A 19684-nucleotide genomic window follows, 5' to 3' on the forward strand; every position below is an offset into this window, starting at 1 on the left:
CGTTCATGTCCGTATCAGGGAGAGTATGGCTTGCGCGGCCACGTCCGTTCCGGGTTTCAGCGCCATCTCGGCTGCATTGTTCCTGAGGCGCGCGCGCATGGCGTCATCGGCCAGCAGGCCGAGAATGGCTCTCTCCAATCCTCCTTCGGTCCAGCCGTCACGGCCGATATGGTCGCCGACGCCGGTCTCACCGGCGCGTTGCGCATTATCGTGTCCGTCCCAGCAATAGGGCATGATCAGCGACGGCACGCCGAAACGCAGCGCCTCGCAAAAGCTGTTGTTGCCGCCGTGGTGGATGAACAGGTCCGACTTCGCCACCACCGAGGGCTGCGGAAACCAGGCGTCGAGATAGACATTGTCGGGCACCGCCCGATAGGCGTCGCGCAGGCCGCCGACATTGACGATGAAGCGCGCCGGCAGCCGGTCGAAGACGGCAAGCATGCGCTCGATCAGGCCGACATCCATGGCGCCGAGACTGCCGAAGCTGACATAGACCAGCGGCCCGCCATTGCGCGGGAAAACCGGCACCTCGAAGGGCCCTTCCGAACGCACGCAGCCTTCGAGATAGACGAAGCGCTCGGGGTCGAGCGGCTCGGCGCGTTCGCGGCGCACGATCGAAGGCGTCAGGAGCAGATTGAGATCGGGCGAGGTTTCCAGAAAAAGGCCCTTGGGCAGCGGCGCCACGCCGCAATCCGCGCGAAAACGGTTGAAGCGGTCATGCGCCGGAGCCGAAGCCTGGAGATAGCGGGCCTCGAAGGCCCCGCGTTGCGGGTCATCGGCGGCAAGCCCGGACAGATAGGGCGGCACTTCGGCGTCCGGCAGCTCCGTCTCGGCGCAGGAAACGACGCGCACCCACGGGCAGCCGGCTGCGGCTATCGCCGGGAACATGATGACGTTGTCGAGCACCACGGCGTCGGGCTTCAGCCGCGCCAGCAATTGGCGCAGCGGCGCCTCGGCATTGACCGCCGTGTCGACGATCGCCTGCCAGGTCGGCGCGACATAGGTTTCGAGCTGGTCGATCGGGCTCAGCCTGAAATGCGGCAGGTGCCGGCGCACGAAGGCCTGCCAGTAGCTCTGGCGCTCGCTGTCGCTCAGCGGCTCCTCGGTCGGCAGCTGGTATTCCTGGAAACCATAGTCGGCAAAGACGCCGGAAAACCCGGCATGGCAGATGAACACCGGCCGCGCGCCCTTCGCGCGTAGCGCCTGCGCGATGCCGACGCAGTTCAACGCCGCCCCGAAACTGGCTTCGGGAAACAGCGCGATGGTCGGGCTCGCTTTACGCGTCAATTAATCCTCTTCAATCCGGCCGGCTGATCATGCCGAACAGTGCGGGGGCGCCGCGGCTGGCAGCTTGCGGTCGCTGGCTGCGGGAGAGCCGCAGGTGGATGCGAAGCAGATCGGCAGCTACCTCATACTGCCGGCTTTCGAGATGGTCGAGTATGTTCAGGTGCTCGCGCAGCGATTGCTTCAGCCGGAAGACGTTGACGCCGGCATAGATGCCCGGCAGCCGGCGCAGCCTGAGGTGATCGGCCAGCGCGTCGGCGACGAAGCGGTTGGCGCAGCCCTCGGCGATCATGCCGTGGAAATCGATGTCGAGCCGCTGGAATTCGCGTGTGTCGAAGGCGGCGTCGGGCAGCGCCGAAAGCGCCTCCATGGCCTGGCGCAACATCGCGGCGCGCGCGCCGTCCAGCCTGAAGCCCGGAATCAGGATCGCCGCCGGCTCCAGCAAAAGCCGGAACTCGTAGCTTTCGCCTTGCACCTCCGGATCGTCCGGCGCGCGGCGGAACAGCCAGGATTGCCCCGGCGCACGGTCGAGAAAGTTTTCTTCCGTCAGTCTGTTCAGAGATTTTAATACCGTCTTCCGCTCGGCACTGTAGCGCCGCATCAGCCCGGCGACGGTCACTGTCTGGTCCAGGCGCCGCGCCGACCGGTCACGCAGGATGGCTTCGGCAAGCTCGTCTTCCTCGGCGGCGGGCAATTCGGCTGACATCGCCGGCTGCGCGGCGAGGTCGATCGCCAGGACATAACCGGTGTCGGCTTCCCAGCGCACGACACCCTGTTCCGTGAGCAGGCTGAGCGCCGCCCGCACCGGGGTGCGTGAGACATTGCAGAGCGAGGCGATCTGCTGCTCGGGCAGGCGCGCGCCGGGCGCGAAGCCGCGCTGCCGCGCCACATCCAGGATACGCTGGGCCAGATCGAGATGGTTGGTGCGAGGTCGTCGGGCTGCGGTTTGCATGACTGGGCTCGTGAACGGACGTGACAGCACTGGTTTGACCGATCGGCCTTTCCAGCGCAATCGGCCAGATTCCTCGGCCTGTTGGCAAATTATGGATTGACGTACTTTTTTCTGCAATAGTACTGTCCAGGCAGTCGGCGATAAAAAGACCGAGGGAACAGGACCGATGCAGCGGCGCATGTCGCGGGTCCGGCATGAATTCGACGAAGCAACCGGAATGGGAGTCCGCCATGACTGCAACCAGCCTGCGGCGCCGTGCGCTGAGAATGCCTTCGATCGCCCTGGGGTTTGCCATGGCGCTGTCCGCGCAGGCGATGGCCGCCGACCTCGTCATTTCCAACTGGGACGGATACATGGCGCCCGACGCCATGGCGTCTTTCAAAATGGCGACGGGCGTCTCCGGCGAAGTCGTGGTGCACGCCACCAATGAAGAGATCATGGGCAAGCTGATTGCCGCCGGCGGCAAGGGCTACGACGTGGTCTTCGTCTCCTCGCCCTTCGCCGAGGTGCTGAACAAGCTCGGTCTGACCGAGCCGATGGACCACGCCAGGATCCCCAACCTCGCCAACCTCTACCCCGAAGCGACCAAGCTGCCGCACGATGTCGGCCACTTTCTCCGTGCCTTATACCTGGGGCACGACCGGCCTCTGCTACCGCTCCGACCTGGTCAAGACGGCCCCTACGAGCTGGAGCGACCTGCTGGCGCCGTCCGCTGAGCTCAAGGGCAAGACCACCATGCTGGCGACCGACCGCTGGCTGCTCGCCGCCGGCCAGCTAGACAAGGGTTTCTCCGTCAACGAGACCGACCCGGCCAAGATGGCCGAGGTCAAGGACCTCTTGATCTCGGCCAAGAAAACCTTGCTCGCCTATGACGACACCACATTCTATTCGAAGCTGGTCTCGGGCGAAGCGCTGATGGTGCAGGCCTGGGACGGCTGGTGCAATTACGGTATCGCCGACAAGCCCGAGATCAAATACGTCATCCCGAAGGAAGGTTCGGATCTCTGGGTCGACACGATGATGGTGATGAAGGCCTCCGAGCATAAGGACGCCGCCTTCCAGTTCATCAACTTCATGCTCGACGCCAAGAACCACGCCTGGGCGGCCCAGAACATCGACTACAAGGTGCCGAACAAGCCGGCCATGGAAAGCCTGCCGGCCGACTTCCTGGCAAAATTCCCCAACATGGCGATGCCGGTGGCCGACCTCGTCAAATTCGAACAGCTGCGTGATGTCGGCGAAGCCCAGCGCGACTATTCCAAGATCGTCAGCGAGATCAAGGCTGCGCAGTAAGCGACCCCAAACCAGAGATCACGGCCGACGGCGCTTCCGTCGCCGGCCCTGAACGGTGCCTTAAAGATTGTCACAGCCCCGACTTCGCTCCTCCTTGCTGATGGCCCCGGCGCTGGTCTGGCTGACCGCGCTGATGGTGGTGCCGTGCGCGCTGGTGCTGGCGCTCGCCTTCTTCCGGCGCGGCATCTATGGCGGCATCGAGTACACCTTCACGTTGGAGAATTTCGGGCTGGTCTTCGACCCGCTCTACGCCGGTATCTTCCTCAACTCGGCACGCATAGCCGGCACCGCCACGCTGGTCGCGGTAGTAATCGGCTATGCCGCTGCCTATGCCATCGCGGCGGCCCCACGCCGCTGGCAGCCGGTGTTCCTGTTCTTCGCCGTGCTGCCGTTCTGGTCCAACTACCTGATCCGCACCTACGCCTGGATCGTGCTGCTCAATCGCGAAGGGCTTGTCACCCAGCTCCTGCGCTGGTTCGGCTACACCGGTGAGCCGCCCTCGATGCTTTATACCGAAGGCGCCGTCATCGCCGGGCTGGTCTACAACTATCTGCCCTTCGTCATCCTCGCCTGCTACGCGCCGCTGTCGCGGCTCAACCCGGAACTGGCCGAAGCCTCGCGCGATCTCGGCGCGTCCGCCATGACGACGTTTCGCCGTATCATCCTGCCGCTGACCGTGCCCGGCATCGCCGCCGGCGCCGTCTTCGTCTTCGTGTTGTCGATCGGCAATTTCGTCACCCCGGCGCTGCTCGGCGGCGGCCGTTTCCAGATGATCGGCAACCTTGTCTATGACCAGTTCCTGACCGCCAATGACTGGCCGTTCGGCGCGGCCTTGGCGATGGCGCTGATCGCCATCATGCTGGTGGTACTGATGGCGCAGGCGTTCGCCGCCAACCGTGCCTCAGGCCATGCCGCCGAAGTCAGGAGCGACGCCAATGGTTGAGCGCTCCCCTGCCACGCGGCGCACGCTCTGGTTCGTGCTCGCCCTCGTCTTCGCCTTCCTCTACATCCCGATCGCCGTGCTGGTGACGCTGTCCTTCAACGAAGGCGGGTTGCCGACGGCATGGTCCGGCTTTTCCTTGAAATGGTACGTCTCGCTGGCCGGCAATTCCGCCATCCTCTCGGCAGCGCTCAACACGCTGATCGTGGCACTGGTCTCCACAGCCATCGCGACCTTGCTCGGCACCTTGCTGGCGATCGGCATCGAGATGCGCCGGCAATATGGCAAAGGGCTTGAGGCGCTGATCTTCGCGCCGATGATTATTCCCGACATCGTGCTGGCGATCGCGCTGCTGTCGTTCTTTTCGATGCTCAACCTCACCATGGGCCTGCACACCATCATCCTCGCCCATGTCGTGTTCAATCTCGCCTTCGTCTGTTCGGTGGTGCGTGCCCGGTTGAAAAGCTTCGACTGGTCGATCGTCGAGGCTTCCACCGACCTCGGTGCCTCGGCCATCACCACCTTCCGGCGGGTGACACTGCCGGTCATCCTGCCGGCGGTGATTGCCGGCGCGCTGCTTGCCTTCACGCTCTCGGTCGACGAGTTCATCATCGCCTTCTTCACCGCGGGCGCCGGCCGCGCCTCGACCACGCTGCCGATGCAGATCTACGCCATGATCCGCTTCGGCATCACGCCGGAGATCAACGCCCTGGCCACCATCGTCATGGCGGTCTCCGTCACCGCGCTGACCCTGTCGCAGCGGCTCAACCGGGGAATGATCGGCCAATGAGCGAACCGCGCACGCTGCTGGCCATCGATCATGTGTCGAAGAATTTCGGCCGGGTCACCGCCGTCGACGGCATCTCGCTGGATATCAGGGAGAACGAGTTCTTCGCGCTGCTCGGCCCCTCGGGCTGCGGCAAGACCACGCTCTTGCGCATGCTGGCCGGTTTCGAGACGCCTAGCGACGGGCGCATCCTGCTCGACGGCAAGGACATCGCCAGGACGCCGCCCAACAGGCGGCCGGTCAATTTGATGTTCCAGTCCTACGCGCTATTCCCGCATATGAGCGTGCGGGCCAATGTCTCCTATGGGCTGGAGATGGAGCGTTTGCCGGCTACGGAAATCCGCTCCCGCGTCGATGCCATCCTGACGACAACCGAGCTCGTCCCCTTCGCCGATCGCAAGCCGGAGCAATTGTCTGGAGGCCAGAAGCAGCGCGTGGCGCTCGCCCGGGCGCTGGTCAAGCGCCCGCGCCTGCTGCTGCTCGACGAGCCGCTCGGCGCGCTCGACAAGAAGCTGCGCGGCGCCATGCAGCTGGAGCTGAAACGCCTGCAGCACGAGGTCGGCATCACCTTCGTCATCGTCACTCATGACCAGGAGGAATCGCTTGTCATGGCCGACCGCATGGCGGTGCTCAGGGATGGCAAGCTCTTGCAATGCGACACGCCGCACGCAGTCTACGAACAGCCGGCCGACCGTTTTGTCGCCGACTTCATCGGGGTGATGAACTTTGTTCCGGGCAAGGCGTCAACCGATGGCGTCGTGGCCGTGAACGGCGCGCGCATCGCAGGCAATGTTCCCGCCACGCTTTCGCCCGGAGCGGCTGCCGTGGCGTCAGTGCGGCCCGAACGCGTGCGGCTGTTCCCGGAGGCGCAAACCGCCAACCGCACCACCGGAATGGTCTAGGCGCTGGCCTATCAGGGACTCGACCTGCAGCTGCATGTCCGAACGCCGCTGTCCCAAAAACCGTTCCTGGTGCGTGTCACCGCCGACGCCGCCGACCGGCGGCCGGTCGCATCGGGCGACCAGGTCGAACTCGGCTGGGACGCCGCCGATGTCAGGATTTTCGCGGAATGATTGGAGGAGTAGCCTGATGGCGCAGAAGACGATCGCGTTTTTCCCCGAAGCCGCCTACGGCCCGGCGCTCAATTCCGTCGGCATCGCGCAAGCCGTGGAAGTGCGCGGACACAAAGCGGTGTTCCTGTCCGACCCGGGCTTCGTTGATGTCTACAAGGGCTATGGCTTCGAGGCGCATCCGGTGAACCTTTCCGAACCGATGCCGCCCGAGCAGATGGCCAAGTTCTGGGAGGACTTCATCAACGGCCACATCCCGAACTTCCGCAAATCGCCCTACGACCAGGTCGACAATTACGTCAAGGATTGCTGGACGGCGATCGTCAACAGCGCCAAGTGGGCCCAGAAGGACCTGCCGCGCGTGCTCACCGCCATCAAGCCCGACGTGATCTGCGTCGACAACGTCATCCTGTTCCCGGCGATCAAGCAGTACGGCAAGCCCTGGGTGCGCGTCATCTCCTGCTCGGAAAACGAGATCGAGGACGAAGGCATCCCGCCGCATCTTTCCGGTTGCGGCGAGAACGACCACGCCGGGCACCAACGCTACCGCGACCATTTCAATGCGGTGATCAAGCCGATCCATGATGACTTCAACACGTTCCTCACCGCCAACAACGAGGCGCCCTATCCGATCGGCCAGTTCTTCGAGGCTTCGCCCTATCTGAACCTGCTGCTCTATCCCGAGGCGGCAAAGTTCAAGCGCCGCCATCCGCTCGATCCGGCGAAATTCCAGTACCTCGAAGGCTGCGTGCGGCAGGAAAAGCCCTACACCGTCCCGACCTTCGCTAAGAACAGTGACGGCCCGCTGCTCTACGTCTCCTTCGGCAGTCTGGGGGCCGGGGATGTCGATCTTTTGAAGCGTATCATCGCGACACTGGGCAAGACCCGCTATCGCGCCCTGGTCAATGTCGGCGGCTACAAGGATCAGTACACCGACGTACCCGGCAACGTCATCGTCGACAGCTGGTTCCCGCAGCCTTCGGTCATCCCGCAGGTCGATTCCGTCATCCACCATGGCGGCAACAACTCGTTCACCGAGTGCCTCTATTTCGGCAAGCCCGCGATCATCATGCCCTATGTCTGGGACGGCCACGACAACGCCACCCGCGTCGAGGAAACCGGCCACGGCTTCGGCATGCCGCGCTATGATTGGACCGATGCAGAGTTGATCGCGAAGATCGAAGCCTGCCTGACCGATCCGAAGATAAAGGCGAAGCTCGCGAAGACATCGGCACAGATGCAGGCACACAACGGGCCCGAGAAGGCGGCGAGTTTGCTGGAGGCGCTGCTGTGATTGGAATTGCAATGCCGAGCCCAGGCGCCCCCCTCTGTCCTGCCGGACATCTCCCCCTCAAGGGGGGAGATCGGATAGCGTCCCGACTTTCGCCAATCACCAAGATCGCCAAGGGAGAACCGGCCTCTAAGCTGCCAATCTCCCTCCTTGAGGGGGAGATGTCCGGCAGGACAGAGGGGGGCCTCGTAGAGCGTCAACGAATCGAAGTTGGGCGTCATAACTATGGAGCCCGCTCATGACCTCCTCCGCCCCGCACCTCCACCAGGCCTCGACGCGCACCGACCTCGTCGACTGGGGCGTCCAGCCCGACGCCCTATCGGGCGTCTCCCACTCCACCGGCAAGCTCGTGCACAAAGGGCCCAACAATCAGCCGGAATCCGGCATCTGGGTCTGCACGCCAGGCCGCTGGCGGCTCTCGGTCCCGCGCGACGAACTGTGCCACTTCGTCGCCGGCCGCGCGACTTACCGGTCGGATGTCGGCGAGGTGATGGAAATCTCCAGGGGAACCGTGGTCATGTTCCCCGCCGGCTGGACGGGCGAATGCACCGTGCATGAGACCATGCGCAACGTCTACATGCTGGCCTGAGAGCATGATCCGAAAAGTGGAAACCGGTTTTCTCCGGACAAACGGTTCTCGTTTGTCCGGAGATCATGCTCAAGCAATATTCAGCCGCATAGGAGCAAGATATGTCGACCCCGCATTGGCCTGAGGCCTCGACCGTGGAGCTGGAGGATTGGGGCGCGGGCGCCAATACGCTCGCCGGCGCGCCGCGGGCCTCAGGCAAGATCCTCTCGAAAAATCCGGACGGATCGAGCGAGTGCGGCCTGTAGTCTTGCACGCCGGGCACCCGCAAGGTCAGCTTTGCCGCCGACGAGTTCTGCCATTTCCTTTCGGGACACGGCAGCTATGTCAGGGACGATGGCGAAGACATCCCGGTTGGAGCCGGCACGCTCGTCTTCTTTCCCGCCGGCTGGACCGGCATCTCCATCATCACGCAAACGCTGACCAAGGCCTTTGATGTGCCGGTGAGCACTTTACCAGGGAATTCGATATGACCACGCCGATCATGCAATCGCCGCTTGCCGTCACGGACCTCGTCGACTGGGGCATCATCCCGACAATGATCGAGGGGCAATCCCACACGTCGGGCAAGCTGCTCCACAAGGGGCCGGAAGGCCGTTCCGAATGCGGCCTCTGGGTCTGCACGCCAGGCAAGTGGCACTGCCACGTTACCCGCGACGAGTTCTGCCACTTCCTTGAAGGCCGCTGCACCTATGTGCATGAGTCCGGCGAGGTCATCGAGATCGAGCCGGACACGGCAGCCTTCTTCCCGCAGGACTGGATAGGCGTCTGCACGGTCCATGAGACCATCAAGAAGGTCTACATGATCCGCTGAGCCTTCTTGACCACAGGGGAGCGACCATGCATTTTTCACCCGACCGGCCGACTTTCTTCATCAATCCGGACTACCGGCCGATGACCGGTGCGACCAAACCGGTGGTTGATCCGGCGACGCTGGAAACCGTCGGCGCCGTCGCTTCGGCCAGCGACGGCGAGATCGACGCCGTGCTCACCGCCGCGACCAGGGCGCAGCTTGCCTGGAAAAAGCTCGACGCCAAGAGCCGGGCAAAGCATCTGCACGCCGTCGCCAACGCCATCGAGGCGGCGGATTTCACGCGCTGCGCCGAACTGATGGTGCGCGAGATAGGCAAGCCCTATCCCGAAGCCATTGGCGAGATCGCCAATTGCGCGCCGATTTTCCGCTACTATGCCGAGATGGCGCGCGACGATGCCGGCAAGATTGCCGGCACGACGCAGGCCGGTTCGTTCCAGTATGCGCGCTATGAGCCCTATGGCGTCTCCGTCCACATCATGCCCTACAATTTTCCCATCCTGCTGATGTGCTGGACCGTCGCCGCCTCGCTCGCCGCCGGCAATGCCTGCATCATCAAGCCCGCGGAAGCGACGACGCTGTCGACGCTGAAGTACATGACCGTCTTCCGCGCGCTGCCGGAAGGCCTGGTCTCCTGCCTGCCCGGCGGAGCGGCCACCGCGCAGGCGTTGATAGCGTCTGACCGTACGCACGCGGTTGCATTCACCGGCTCGGTCGCCGCCGGCAAGGCGGTTGCGGTGGCCTGCGCCGAACGCATGAAGCCCTGCGTCATCGAGGCCGGCGGCAGCGATCCGCTGATCATCAGCCGACACGCCCCGCTTGAGGTGGCAGCCGCCGGCAGTGTCACCGCTGCCTTCCATCTCACCGGCCAGGTCTGCACCTCGGCGGAGCGTTTCTTCGTGGTCGACGCCGTGCATGACCGCTTCCTCGAATTGTTTGCCGAAAAGACGCGCGCGCTACGCATCGGCAACGGCATGGACAAGACCGAGATCGGCCCGCTGGTCAGCGAGGCGGCCCGGGCGAAGGTCATGCGGCTGGTCGACGATGCCATTGCCCACGGGGCCAAGGCCGTCACCGGCGGCCGCATTCCACCGGCGCACAATACCGGCTGGTTCTACGAACCGACCATCCTGACCGGCGTCACGCCGGATATGGCGATCGTGCGCGAAGAGTGTTTCGGCCCGGTCGCCGCGATCTGCCGGGTGAAGGATTTCGACGAGGCTATCCGGCTCGCCAATGACTCGGGTTTGGCGCTTCGGTGTTCACCACGGATCTCGCCGAAGCGCATGAGGCGGCCGAACGGCTCGAGGCCGGCATGGTTTGGGTCAACAACCCCTTGATCGACAATGACGCCCTGCCCTTCGGCGGCTGGAAGGCTTCCGGCCTCGGCCGCGAACTCGGACGTCAGGGCCTCGATGCCTTCCGCCGTTCCAAGATGGTCATCATCGACCACAGGCCGGCCATCCAGGACTGGTGGTATCCCTATCCCGACAGCTGGTTCCGCGAGACCGGCGGCCGCAAACACGTATGAAGAATGGCGCGCGGCAATAGCACGCGCCTGTTGTGCCCTTGTGCCTCGATTGGTTCGACCAGGGCGCGCGAGCAGGAAAAACAATGCCGCCGGGCGAAGCCCAGCGGCATCTTCTTTGACTGGCTACCGCCGTTTCAGTGACGATCCGCTACGGCGTCGTTCCCGCTTGAAGCTTGGCCGCCGTCTGGTCGATCTTGCCGGCAAGGACGCCTTGGGCCCAGGCCGTGACCTCGGCGTCGACAGGCTTGTTGGCCATGTCCGTCAGCGCCGCGTCGAGCGATGCGTCATCGGTGCCGACCGCTGCCGCGGTTGCCGCGGCCGCGGCTTCGTCGGCAGCCGCATTATCGGCGGCAACCACAGCCTGCTGAGCTGTGACATCGGCCTGCAAGGCCGATATCTGCCCAGGCAGGGCCGCCTGCTGTTCGGGTGTCATGGCGTCGATCTCGGCCTGCGACAGCGACGTCAGTGCGCTCAGCTGCGAGTTCAGCGCATCCAGCTGGGCCTGGGCAGCGGCAGCCGTGGTGGCGGCCGCCGCAGCCGCGGCCTGCGCATTCTTGGCTTTCGCCGATTGCGTCACGAATGCCTGAATGGCACCGAACTTCTTGCTCTTGGAGTTCATATAGGCGTTGATGTTGCGCTGCAGCGAGTTCAGCCGGCCGAGTTTGGCGTGGATGTTCTTCTGCTTCGACGAGACTTCTGTATCGACCGTGGTGCTGGCCGTGATGTCCGTTTCCGTCTTGGCTGCCCGTCCCGGTGCCGACGACGACTTGCCGTGCGAAGCGCCGCTGTTGCCGCCACTATTCCCGTGGGTGCCGCTATTGCCGTTGCCCCCGGAATTGCCGTTGCCGCCGCCATTGCCTCCAGCATTGCCGCCGCCGTTGCCATGCCCATTGCCGGCGAGCGCCGGAGACGCCAGAAGCGCCAATGCGGCCAGCGCCGCGAACAGAGTTTTCCGGTTTGTCATGGTAATCTCCTCGGGAATCGCGTTCTCGCCCACCGCTGAACCATCTGCGTATGAGAAATCGCTAATTGTACCCGGTAAACTTTAAACAAATGCGGTCGCAATCCGAGAGCGGGCGCTACGCCGGAAACGTAAGCCACTGAAAAGCAACGGCATTCGCTGCATTTGACTTGCAATGGCACTGAAGTCCCATGCCAGCCAGACCTTGGTCTTGTGCCGTCCGGCGCCACGCGAAACCGCAGGAAAAAGGGGGCTGAAATAGGTAGGTCGATAGATAAAAGATAGATAAAAGCAGAGGTCTCAGCCGATGCTTTCACCGCCGTCGATCACCAGCGCCTGGCCGGTCATGAAGGACGATCGGTCCGACACGAGAAACAGGATCGCTTCGGCGATCTCTTCGGCCACGGCCCAGCGCCCCATCGGGATTTTGGTGCGGACATAGGTTTCGATCGCCGCGCGTCCGCCCATCTGGGCGATGAACGGTTCGTTGAAGGGCGTGTCGACCCAGCCCGGGCAGAGCGCGTTGACGCGCACATTGTGCCGGGCATAGTCGAGCGACATCTGCCTGGTCATCGCCACCACGGCATGTTTGGACGTCGCATAGGCGATCATCTCGCGGTCGTAGAAGACGCCCGAATTCGAAGCCGTGTTGAGGATGACGCCGCCCCCTTGCGCGATCATCGACGGCATGACGATCCGGGCCGCCAGGAATTGCGCCCGCACATTGACCCGCCAGGAGGCATCCATGCCGTCGGTCTCGACCTCGGTCAGCGTGCCGCCGACCTGGATGCCGGCATGATTGTGCAGGATGTCGATGCGCCCATGCTTTTCCAGCGTGCCGGTTATGAGTTGCTCAACAGCCGCGTCCTCGCCGACATCGGTGGCGATGGCCTCGGCCCGGCCGCCNAATGCCCGAATGTCTGACGCCGTTGCCTCGCCGTTGGCCGCATCCCTGTCGGCGATGACGACCATAGCGCCTTCCTTGCCCATGATCATGGCGCCGGCACGTCCGATGCCGGAGCCGGCGCCGGTCACCACGGCAATGCGGTCTTTGAGGATCATGGAGCGGCTTTCAGTTTGATGGCTTGCGCTGGCGCAGCTGCCATTGGGCAAGCACCACGAGCAGGACGGAAGCGACGAGCACGATGGTCGCGATGGCGTTGATCTCCGGCGTCACGCCGCGCCGGATGGAGGCGAAGACATAGATCGGCAGCGTCGTCTGCGCGCCGGCGACGAAGAAGGCGACGATGAAATCGTCGAAGGAGAAGGTGAAGGCGAGCAGGAAACCGGCGATCGCCGCCGGCATGATCTGCGGCAGGACGATCGAGCGGAACGTCGTCAGCGGCGTGGCGTAGAGGTCGCTCGACGCTTCGACCAGATTGCGGTCGAGGCTGCCCAGCCGCGTGCCGACGATCATCGTCACCAGCGCCATCGAGAACAGGCCATGCGCGGCGATGATCGAGCCGTAGCCGAGCGACAGGCGCGGCGGCTGGTCACCGGGCCAGACTGAGGCGAGGAACGGATTGACGACCGCGAACAGCTGGACAAGCGCGACCAGCGTCGAGATGCCGATGACGACGCCGGGAACGACGATCGCCGCGCCGAGCAGCCCGTCGAAGACGGCGCGGGTTCTGATGCCGACACGCGCCAGGCCGAGGGCTGCCGCGGTGCCGAACACCGCCGCCAGAAGGGCGCTGGTGGTGGCAATGAACAGGCTGTTCTTCAGCGCTTCGACCAGGAACGGATTGGACAGCGCCTTGCCGTACCATTGCACGGAGAAGCCGGTGAACTCGCTGGCATGGTGGCCGGCATTGAAGGAGAACAGCACAACCAGCACGATCGGCAAATAGAGGAAGGCAAAGACGGCAATGACGAAGGCGCGCATCAGATCAGGTCCACCCTGCGGGCGCCCGAGACCCGGGTCGAGATGCGGTTGGCGGCAATCAGCACCACCACCGAAACCAGCACCAACGTGATCGCGATGGCCGACCCGAATGGCCAGTTGCGCGACTGCAGGAACAGATCGACCAGCGCATTGCCGATGAAGAACACCTTGCCGCCGCCAAGCAGCGTCGGGATCAAATATTCGCCAAGCAGCAGGATCATGACCAGCGAGAAGCCGGTCATCACGCCCGGCAGTGACAGTTTCAGGGTCACGCCCAGAAAGGTCGATAATGGCGTCGCGCCGAGATCGGCGGAGGCTTCCAGCAGCCTCCGGTCGAGCCGCTCGAGGCTGACATAGATCGGCAGGATCATCAGCGGCAGATAGCCGTAGACGATGCCGAGCAGGACGGCGCCCGGCGTGTTGATCAGCCTGACATCCTCGATGCCTGCAAAGGCGAGCAGCGCCGGTATGCCGCGTCCACCCAGAATGTACATCCAGGCATAGGTCCGCATCAAAAGGCTGGTCCAGAATGGAATGACGACCAGCGCGAGCAGGATCAGCCGCCAGCGCTGCGGCGCCTGCAAGGCGAGGTAATAGGCGACCGGATAGGCAACGAGCAGGCAGGCAAGCGCGCCCACCGGCGCCAGCACCATCGTGTTCCAGAACGCGGTCGCCCGCGCCGGAAGATTGGCGTATTGCGCCAGCGTGAAAGCCGCCTGATAGCCGCCCTCGGGCGCCCGCTCACCGACGCTGAACACGGCGATGGCGATGAACGGCAGCACCAGGAACACCACCAGCCATGCTGTCGCCGGCGCGAGCAGCAAGGCAGTCAGGAAATTATGCCGAAATCTGTTGCCGTGCATTTGAAAAACCGCCCCGGTACCGGCGGACATGGGCCCGCCGGTCGATTGTCTTTGTCCAGGCCAGTCTCAAGCCGATTTGAAGCGCGCCATCAGTTCGGCGCGGCCCGGATCGGTCAGCGTCGCCGCCGCGCCGAATTCGAGCGGCGTCAACAGGTCCGCCGCCGGATAGAGGATCGGATTGTCGAGCACCTCCTTGGGCAGCAGCTTGTTGACCCGCGCATCGGTCGAAGGCGCGCCATTGGCCAGGTGCTCCTTTACCGCGACCTGCGGGTTCATCAGATAGTTGAGCAACGCATAGCCGGCGGGCTTGTTCGGCGCATCCTTCGGGATGGCATAGAAATCGGTCCAGATCTCGCCGCCTTCCTTGCCAAGCACATAGGCGATCTCGGGAATGTCGCGATGCAGCTGCGCGCCGTCATTGGTCCAGCACATCGTCATCCAGGCGTCGCCCGCGCGCATGCCCGGCTGGTAGTCGGACGAGACGGCGAACAGGTGCGGCTTGACCTTCAGCAGCAACTCCTCCGCCTTGGCGAGCTCGTCCTGTTTCAGCGAATTGAACGAATAGCCGTAATATTTCAGCGCATTGCCGATAGTCGTGAGCTGGTAGTCATGCACCATGGTGCGGCTGTCGCCCTCGGCCATGGCGGTATCCCAGAATTCCTTCCAGCTCGTCATCGGCTTGGTGAGCTTCTTGGTGTTCACCGCAAAACCCGTCGTGCCCCAGTTCTTCGGCACGGCGTAAATAGTGCCATCGATGGTACCCTCGGAGGTGAAGCGCGGATCTTCCTGGGTGCCGTCGAAATTCGGCAGCTTCGCCATCTCCAGCGCCTCGATGATGCCGAGCTTCTTGTAGGTCGAGATCGTATAGTTGGTCGGCACGAACAGGCTCCAGCCCGAGGCCCCGGCCTGCAGCTTGGCCAGCATCTCCTCGTTGGAGCCGAACACGTTGACCTCAACGGCGACGCCGGTGTCCTTCTTGAAGTTCTCGAAGGTCTGCGGGTCATGGTAGTTCGGCCAGGTGGCAATCGACATACGGTCGCCAAGGCTTTCGGCGGCGAAAGCCGGCGTCGGCATGATGCCGATCTCGCGCGCCATCACCGCCGTCGCGATGCCGAGGCCGGTGAGGCCGAGGAAGTCGCGGCGGCCGATTGAGCCACGCTTCAGGCGCATCAGTTGGTCGACGAAATTCTCGGGGCTTATCGGCAGTCCGTCACGATATGATTTCGACATGTTTGTTTACCCTCTGGTTGGTCCCGTTGTTCTTGGTTTCCGGAAACGCCAGCGGCGTTCCGGTGGCATAGCCGATGGCGACGGGTTCGCCCGGCTTGAAGAGATTGCCTTGGCCGATCAGGTGATCAGTCTTGGCGAGCAAAGTGCCGATGCCCTGGACCTCGATCGCGTATTCCGCCGTCGAGCCCAGGAAAATCCGGTTGCGGACGACGCCCTTGAGCGGACCGCTTGTCGGCCCGCCAAGGCTGAGTGATTCAGGACGCAGGCTGACCGAGACGGTCTCGCCTTGCTGCAGGGCAGTGCGCTTGCGGGCCGCAATGACGGTGCCGTCCGCCAGCGCCACGCTGACAAGATCACCCGCATGCCCGGCAACCTTGCCGGGAAGCAGATTGGTCTTGCCTACGAAATCGGCCACGAACAGATCGGCCGGCTCGTCATAGATCTCGCTTGGCTGGCCGAGCTGGACGATGCGCCCGCCATTCATGACGCAGACGAAATCGCTCATCGACAGCGCTTCTTCCTGGTCGTGGGTGACCAGCACGAAGGTGATGCCGATCTCGCGCTGCAGGTTCTGCAGCTCGATCTGCATGTCGGTGCGCAGCTTCTTGTCGAGCGCCGCCAGCGGCTCATCGAGCAACAACACCGCCGGCTTGTTGACCAGCGCGCGCGCCAGCGCGACACGCTGCTGCTGGCCGCCGGACAATTCGTGGATCTTGCGGCCGCCATNGCCGGCGAGCCGCACCATTTCGAGCGCTTCGCCGGCCCGCCGGCCGATCTCGCGCGACGACAGCCGTGGTCTTGCCTGGCGCAGGCCATAGGAAACGTTGGCTTCCACGTCGAGATGCGGGAACAGCGCATATTGCTGGAACACCATATTGACCGGCCGCCGGTAGGGCGGCGTGCCGGCCATGTCCTGGCCGCGGATGAACACCTGGCCTTCGCTCGGCTGCTCGAAGCCACCGATCATGCGCAGGCAAGTCGTCTTGCCGCAGCCGGACGGTCCAAGCAGGGCAACGAAGGCGGACGGTGGCACGGCAAGATCGATGCCGCTGACCGCGGTCACCGCGCCATAGCGCTTGGTGACGCCGCGAAATTCGATGTCGGGCACTGCGGTCAAGGCTGCGGGCTCCAGCGACAGGACGATGCGATTTCAAGACGCTACCAGAGCCAATGGCAGCTAGTATATACCTCGCAGGTGGTATATCTGATCTATTTTCTCATTTGAGGGGGTATGGATTGAGCGGATCCCGCAGCGATGAATACAGCCGGCTCGCCACCCTTGTCGCGGCGACGCGGGAGACGAGCGGCGACCTTTTCGGCCAAGCGATGGTCGACTGGCTGCGGCAGCATGTCGGCTTCGACCACTGCGTGATCTTCGGCTATCGCGGCGCCGCGCGCCCGTCGCTGCTGTTCGAGACGTTCACACCGGCCGAAAGCCACGTCTTCGTCGCGCTCTATCAGGAAGGGCCCTACCTGCTCGACCCGTTCCATCACGCGGCGGTAGAGCGCAAGGAAGGGTTCTGGCGCATGCGGGAACTCGCGCCTGATCGTTTCTACGCCAGCGAATATTTCCGCTCCTACTACAGCCAGACCAGGCTGGCCGAGGAAGTCGGCTTCTTCGTGCCGCTGCCGGGCAAGGACGCGCTGGTGCTGTCGCTGATGCGGCTCAGCGCTTCCGGCCCGTTCGGCACCGCCGATGCCAGGCTGCTGCGCGATATGGCGCCGGCGGTGATCAGCTTCATCAGATTGCGCTGGCCAACGCTTCCCGCCGACCAACCGGCAGAGGCGAAACAGGACGAGACAATCGCCGCGGTCAACGAGTTCGACCGCGCCCATATCTGGAAAAGCCTGTCGCTGACGCCGCGCGAAAAACACGTCGTCGATCTGGTGCTGCAGGGACACTCCACCGAGTCGATCGCCAGGGCCATGCGCATCGTGCCGGGAACCGTGAAGGTCCATCGCCGCAACATCTACCGCAAGCTCAAGATCAAGTCGCAGGCCGGCCTTTTCGCCCGCTTCGTCGAGATCATCGACGCGCGGATCCGATGATTCCCGCAGGCCGCTGACTACCCTCGGATCCCGGCTGTTGACCCGGCTTCCCAGGAGCCGGTCTCTGCCATCCGCTTCAGCAAAGGCGCTGGCTTGAAAACATCCTTGCCGGTCCGCTCGTGCCAATATTCGAGCCGCTCGACGATCCTGGCCCCGCCTTCCAGGCCGGCCCAGAACATCGGACCGCCCTTGCCGACGGGAAAGCCGTAGCCATTGACCCAGACGACGTCGATGTCGGAGGCGCGGGCAGCAATCCCTTCCTCCAGTATCTTCGCCCCCTCGTTGACCAGGGGATAGAGCGTGCGTTCGATGATCTCGTCGGCGCCTATCGTGCGCGGCGCGATGCCCTTCTCGGCGGCCTTGTCGCGGATCAGCGCCTCCACTTCGGGATCGGGTACCGGCGTGCGCGATCCGTTCTCGTAGAGATAGAAGCCACGGCCGGTCTTCTGACCGAAACGGCCCTGTTCGCACAGTGTATCGGCGATGACGGCCGTCAGGCCGCGCGCCTTTCGGTTGCGCCAGCCGATGTCGAGGCCGGCCAGGTCGCCCATCTGGAACGGCCCCATCGGCCAGCCGAAATCGATGAATGCCTTGTCGATCCGGCTGGGAGCCGCGCCCTCCAGCAGCAGCGCTTCCAATTCCGATCCACGCGCCGCCAGCATGCGGTTGCCGACGAAGCCGTGGCAGACGCCGACGACGACAGCCACCTTGCCGATCCGCCTCGCCAGGTCGACCACGGTCGCCAGCGCATCCGGCGCGGTCTTTTGCGCCCGCACGATCTCCAGCAGCTTCATGACGTTGGCCGGCGAGAAGAAATGCAGGCCGAGCACATCCTGCGGCCGCGAGGTCGAGGCGGCGATCTCGTCGATGTCGAGATAGGAGGTGTTGGTGGCAAGTATAGCGCCAGGTTTCGCCACTGCATCAAGCTTGCCGAAGATTTCTTTCTTGACCGCCATGTCCTCGAACGCCGCCTCGACGATCAGGTCGCAATCCGCGAGATCGGCATGGTCGATCGAGCCTTTGAACTGACCGAGCCGCTGCCGCTTGGCGTCTTCGCTCAAGGAGCGGCGCGCGACCGAGACGGCGTAATTCTTCTCGATCGTCGCCAGCCCCCGCTGCAACGCTTCCTGGCTGGTTTCCAGCAAGGTGACGGGAAAGCCGCCATTGGCGAAAGCCATGGCGATGCCACCGCCCATCGTGCCGGCGCCGATAACGCCGACGCGGGCGATCCTGCGCTTGACGACATTGCCGGGAAGCTTGGCCGCCTCGCGTTCTGCGAAGAACAGATGCCGCTGCGCGCGCGACTGGTCGCTGGCGACGAGCTTGACGAACAGCGCCCGCTCCGCCGCCAGCGCCTCGTCGAAGGGCAGCGTAACGGCGTTGCGCACCGCCTGCGCACAGGCGATCGGCGCTTCCAGGCCCCGCGCCTTCCCAGCCAAATCCGCCGCCTCGGCATCGAAGGCCGCCAGATCGGTTTCCCTAAGTCCCTCATCGCGATCACGCACCGGCGTGAACGGACCACCCTTGCGGGCCATTTCGCGGGCGAAATTCACGGCGTGGGTGGTCAGATCGCCCGCGAAGACGGCGTCGACCAGGCCGGCCCCGTGCGCCTCGTCCGCGCCGATCGGTGTGCCGGAAACGATCATCCTCAGGGCCTTCACGGCACCAACAAGACGCGGCAGCCGCACCGTGCCACCGCCGCCCGGCAAGAGGCCGAGCTTCACTTCGGGCAGGCCGAGTTTTGCGCCTTGATCGGCAACACGGAAATGGCAGCCTAGCACCAGTTCCAGCCCGCCGCCGAACGCGGTGCCGTGAATGGCGGCCACCGTCGGCTTGGCGATGGCTTCGAGCGCCGCCACGATGGCACGCAGCTCAGGCTGCTGCACCGGCCTGCCGAATTCGGTGATGTCGGCGCCGGCAACGAAGGTCCGGCCGGCGCAGGCAATGACGATCGCCACGACCGATGCCTCCTCCTGCAAAGCGATCAGCGCCTGCATTAGTGGCTCGCGGACGTGAAAACTCAACGCGTTGACTGGCGGATTGTCGATGGTGAGGATGGCGACGCCACCCTCATTCGCGACACTGACAGAACTGGACAAGCGGAGCCTCCGAGACCGACTGAGATCGCGGACCGGTTTACTAGGCCACGCC

At 64.0% G+C, this 19684-nt stretch carries 18 protein-coding genes and 3 pseudogenes; 12 read left to right on the forward strand and 9 right to left on the reverse strand.

The features are described 5' to 3' along the window. Positions 1-3 precede the first annotated feature (3 nt). Both M653_RS0117815 and M653_RS0117820 read right to left on the reverse strand, forming a co-directional pair. Positions 4-1287, reverse strand: coding sequence for a glycosyltransferase (locus M653_RS0117815; protein ID WP_027144568.1), 1284 nt, complete (start codon positions 1285-1287; stop codon positions 4-6). A 10-nt stretch (positions 1288-1297) separates the two neighbouring features. Then, positions 1298-2236, reverse strand: coding sequence for a GntR family transcriptional regulator (locus M653_RS0117820; protein ID WP_027144569.1), 939 nt, complete (start codon positions 2234-2236; stop codon positions 1298-1300). A 230-nt stretch (positions 2237-2466) separates the two neighbouring features. Between M653_RS0117820 and M653_RS1000000137740 the strand changes: the two genes are divergently transcribed. The 11 genes and pseudogenes from M653_RS1000000137740 (at position 2467) to M653_RS1000000134525 (ending at position 10545) form a co-directional block, all read left to right on the forward strand. Further along, positions 2467-2952 carry a PotD/PotF family extracellular solute-binding protein gene (locus M653_RS1000000137740; RefSeq protein WP_245262198.1) on the forward strand — a complete coding sequence of 162 codons (486 nt, stop codon included), beginning with the start codon at positions 2467-2469 and terminating at the stop codon, positions 2950-2952. Further along, on the forward strand, positions 2855-3529 hold the full coding sequence (locus tag M653_RS1000000137745) for a spermidine/putrescine ABC transporter substrate-binding protein (RefSeq protein WP_245262199.1): 675 nt from the start codon (positions 2855-2857) through the stop codon (positions 3527-3529). The genes M653_RS1000000137740 and M653_RS1000000137745 overlap by 98 nt, the downstream gene beginning before the upstream one ends. Positions 3530-3629: 100 nt before the next feature. Next, positions 3630-4472, forward strand: a complete 843-nt coding sequence (locus tag M653_RS0117830; RefSeq protein ID WP_032935468.1) for an ABC transporter permease — start codon at positions 3630-3632, stop codon at positions 4470-4472. Then, positions 4465-5259, forward strand: coding sequence for an ABC transporter permease (locus M653_RS0117835; protein WP_027144571.1), 795 nt, complete (start codon positions 4465-4467; stop codon positions 5257-5259). Before M653_RS0117830 ends, M653_RS0117835 begins: the two co-directional genes overlap by 8 nt. Continuing rightward, a pseudogene (locus M653_RS1000000134515) lies at positions 5256-6329 on the forward strand (ABC transporter ATP-binding protein). Before M653_RS0117835 ends, M653_RS1000000134515 begins: the two are co-directional and overlap by 4 nt. 16 nt (positions 6330-6345) lie before the next feature. Next, entirely contained in the window at positions 6346-7620 is a 1275-nt protein-coding gene (locus tag M653_RS0117845; protein ID WP_027144572.1) for a glycosyltransferase, read from the forward strand. Between the two features lie 235 nt (positions 7621-7855). Continuing rightward, the gene (locus M653_RS0117850) at positions 7856-8206 is read left to right on the forward strand and encodes a cupin domain-containing protein (RefSeq protein WP_027144573.1); all 351 of its coding nucleotides are present in this window, start codon (positions 7856-7858) and stop codon (positions 8204-8206) included. 101 nt (positions 8207-8307) lie between these two features. Continuing rightward, the gene (locus M653_RS1000000137755) at positions 8308-8451 is read left to right on the forward strand and encodes a hypothetical protein (RefSeq protein ID WP_245262203.1); all 144 of its coding nucleotides are present in this window, start codon (positions 8308-8310) and stop codon (positions 8449-8451) included. 12 nt (positions 8452-8463) lie between these two features. Then, positions 8464-8676: pseudogene (locus tag M653_RS1000000137760) on the forward strand (cupin domain-containing protein); the annotation flags it as partial. Next, positions 8673-9017, forward strand: coding sequence for a cupin domain-containing protein (locus M653_RS0117865; RefSeq protein ID WP_027144574.1), 345 nt, complete (start codon positions 8673-8675; stop codon positions 9015-9017). The pseudogene M653_RS1000000137760 and the gene M653_RS0117865, both read left to right, overlap by 4 nt. 26 nt (positions 9018-9043) lie before the next feature. After that, positions 9044-10545, forward strand: a pseudogene (locus M653_RS1000000134525) (aldehyde dehydrogenase family protein). Between the two features lie 148 nt (positions 10546-10693). Here the strand turns inward: M653_RS1000000134525 and M653_RS0117875 are convergent. The 6 genes from M653_RS0117875 to M653_RS0117900 form a co-directional block, all read right to left on the reverse strand. Then, a complete protein-coding gene (locus tag M653_RS0117875) occupies positions 10694-11509 on the reverse strand; it encodes a hypothetical protein (RefSeq protein ID WP_027144575.1) in 816 nt (271 codons plus the stop codon). Between the two features lie 297 nt (positions 11510-11806). Further along, positions 11807-12568 carry a glucose 1-dehydrogenase gene (locus M653_RS0117880; protein ID WP_027144576.1) on the reverse strand — a complete coding sequence of 254 codons (762 nt, stop codon included), beginning with the start codon at positions 12566-12568 and terminating at the stop codon, positions 11807-11809. A gap of 10 nt (positions 12569-12578) precedes the next feature. Next, the gene (locus M653_RS0117885; RefSeq protein ID WP_027144577.1) at positions 12579-13391 is read right to left on the reverse strand and encodes an ABC transporter permease; all 813 of its coding nucleotides are present in this window, start codon (positions 13389-13391) and stop codon (positions 12579-12581) included. Then, positions 13391-14254 (reverse strand): ABC transporter permease, encoded by an 864-nt coding sequence (locus M653_RS0117890; RefSeq protein ID WP_027144578.1) that lies wholly within the window; start codon positions 14252-14254, stop codon positions 13391-13393. Before M653_RS0117890 ends, M653_RS0117885 begins: the two co-directional genes overlap by 1 nt. Before the next feature lie 66 nt (positions 14255-14320). Next, entirely contained in the window at positions 14321-15484 is a 1164-nt protein-coding gene (locus tag M653_RS0117895) for a spermidine/putrescine ABC transporter substrate-binding protein (protein ID WP_027144579.1), read from the reverse strand. Beyond that, positions 15465-16601 carry an ABC transporter ATP-binding protein gene (locus tag M653_RS0117900; protein ID WP_032935471.1) on the reverse strand — a complete coding sequence of 379 codons (1137 nt, stop codon included), beginning with the start codon at positions 16599-16601 and terminating at the stop codon, positions 15465-15467. The genes M653_RS0117895 and M653_RS0117900 overlap by 20 nt, the downstream gene beginning before the upstream one ends. A 119-nt stretch (positions 16602-16720) precedes the next feature. Between M653_RS0117900 and M653_RS0117905 the strand changes: the two genes are divergently transcribed. Then, positions 16721-17533, forward strand: a complete 813-nt coding sequence (locus tag M653_RS0117905) for a LuxR C-terminal-related transcriptional regulator (RefSeq protein ID WP_027144581.1) — start codon at positions 16721-16723, stop codon at positions 17531-17533. A 17-nt stretch (positions 17534-17550) separates the two neighbouring features. Here the strand turns inward: M653_RS0117905 and M653_RS0117910 are convergent, their stop codons facing one another. Beyond that, positions 17551-19632: a 3-hydroxyacyl-CoA dehydrogenase NAD-binding domain-containing protein gene (locus M653_RS0117910; protein ID WP_027144582.1), complete on the reverse strand. Its 2082-nt coding sequence runs from the start codon at positions 19630-19632 to the stop codon at positions 17551-17553. Positions 19633-19684: the final 52 nt, after the last annotated feature.

This window comes from Mesorhizobium sp. WSM3626 (genome assembly GCF_000513935.1).
GTDB classification, from domain to species: Bacteria; Pseudomonadota; Alphaproteobacteria; order Rhizobiales; family Rhizobiaceae; genus Mesorhizobium; species Mesorhizobium salmacidum.

Bases quoted from the DNA above. Each gene is read 5' to 3' on its own strand.
- M653_RS0117865 (WP_027144574.1), top strand. From the start codon at position 8,673: ATGACCACGCCGATCATGCAATCGCCGCTTGCCGTCACGGACCTCGTC.
- M653_RS0117875 (WP_027144575.1), bottom strand. From the start codon at position 11,509: ATGACAAACCGGAAAACTCTGTTCGCGGCGCTGGCCGCATTGGCGCTT.
- M653_RS0117835 (WP_027144571.1), top strand. From the start codon at position 4,465: ATGGTTGAGCGCTCCCCTGCCACGCGGCGCACGCTCTGGTTCGTGCTC.
- M653_RS0117885 (WP_027144577.1), bottom strand. From the start codon at position 13,391: ATGCGCGCCTTCGTCATTGCCGTCTTTGCCTTCCTCTATTTGCCGATC.
- M653_RS0117890 (WP_027144578.1), bottom strand. From the start codon at position 14,254: ATGCACGGCAACAGATTTCGGCATAATTTCCTGACTGCCTTGCTGCTC.
- M653_RS0117850 (WP_027144573.1), top strand. From the start codon at position 7,856: ATGACCTCCTCCGCCCCGCACCTCCACCAGGCCTCGACGCGCACCGAC.
- M653_RS0117820 (WP_027144569.1), bottom strand. From the start codon at position 2,236: ATGCAAACCGCAGCCCGACGACCTCGCACCAACCATCTCGATCTGGCC.
- M653_RS0117895 (WP_027144579.1), bottom strand. From the start codon at position 15,484: ATGTCGAAATCATATCGTGACGGACTGCCGATAAGCCCCGAGAATTTC.
- M653_RS0117830 (WP_032935468.1), top strand. From the start codon at position 3,630: ATGGCCCCGGCGCTGGTCTGGCTGACCGCGCTGATGGTGGTGCCGTGC.
- M653_RS1000000137740 (WP_245262198.1), top strand. From the start codon at position 2,467: ATGACTGCAACCAGCCTGCGGCGCCGTGCGCTGAGAATGCCTTCGATC.
- M653_RS0117845 (WP_027144572.1), top strand. From the start codon at position 6,346: ATGGCGCAGAAGACGATCGCGTTTTTCCCCGAAGCCGCCTACGGCCCG.
- M653_RS1000000137755 (WP_245262203.1), top strand. From the start codon at position 8,308: ATGTCGACCCCGCATTGGCCTGAGGCCTCGACCGTGGAGCTGGAGGAT.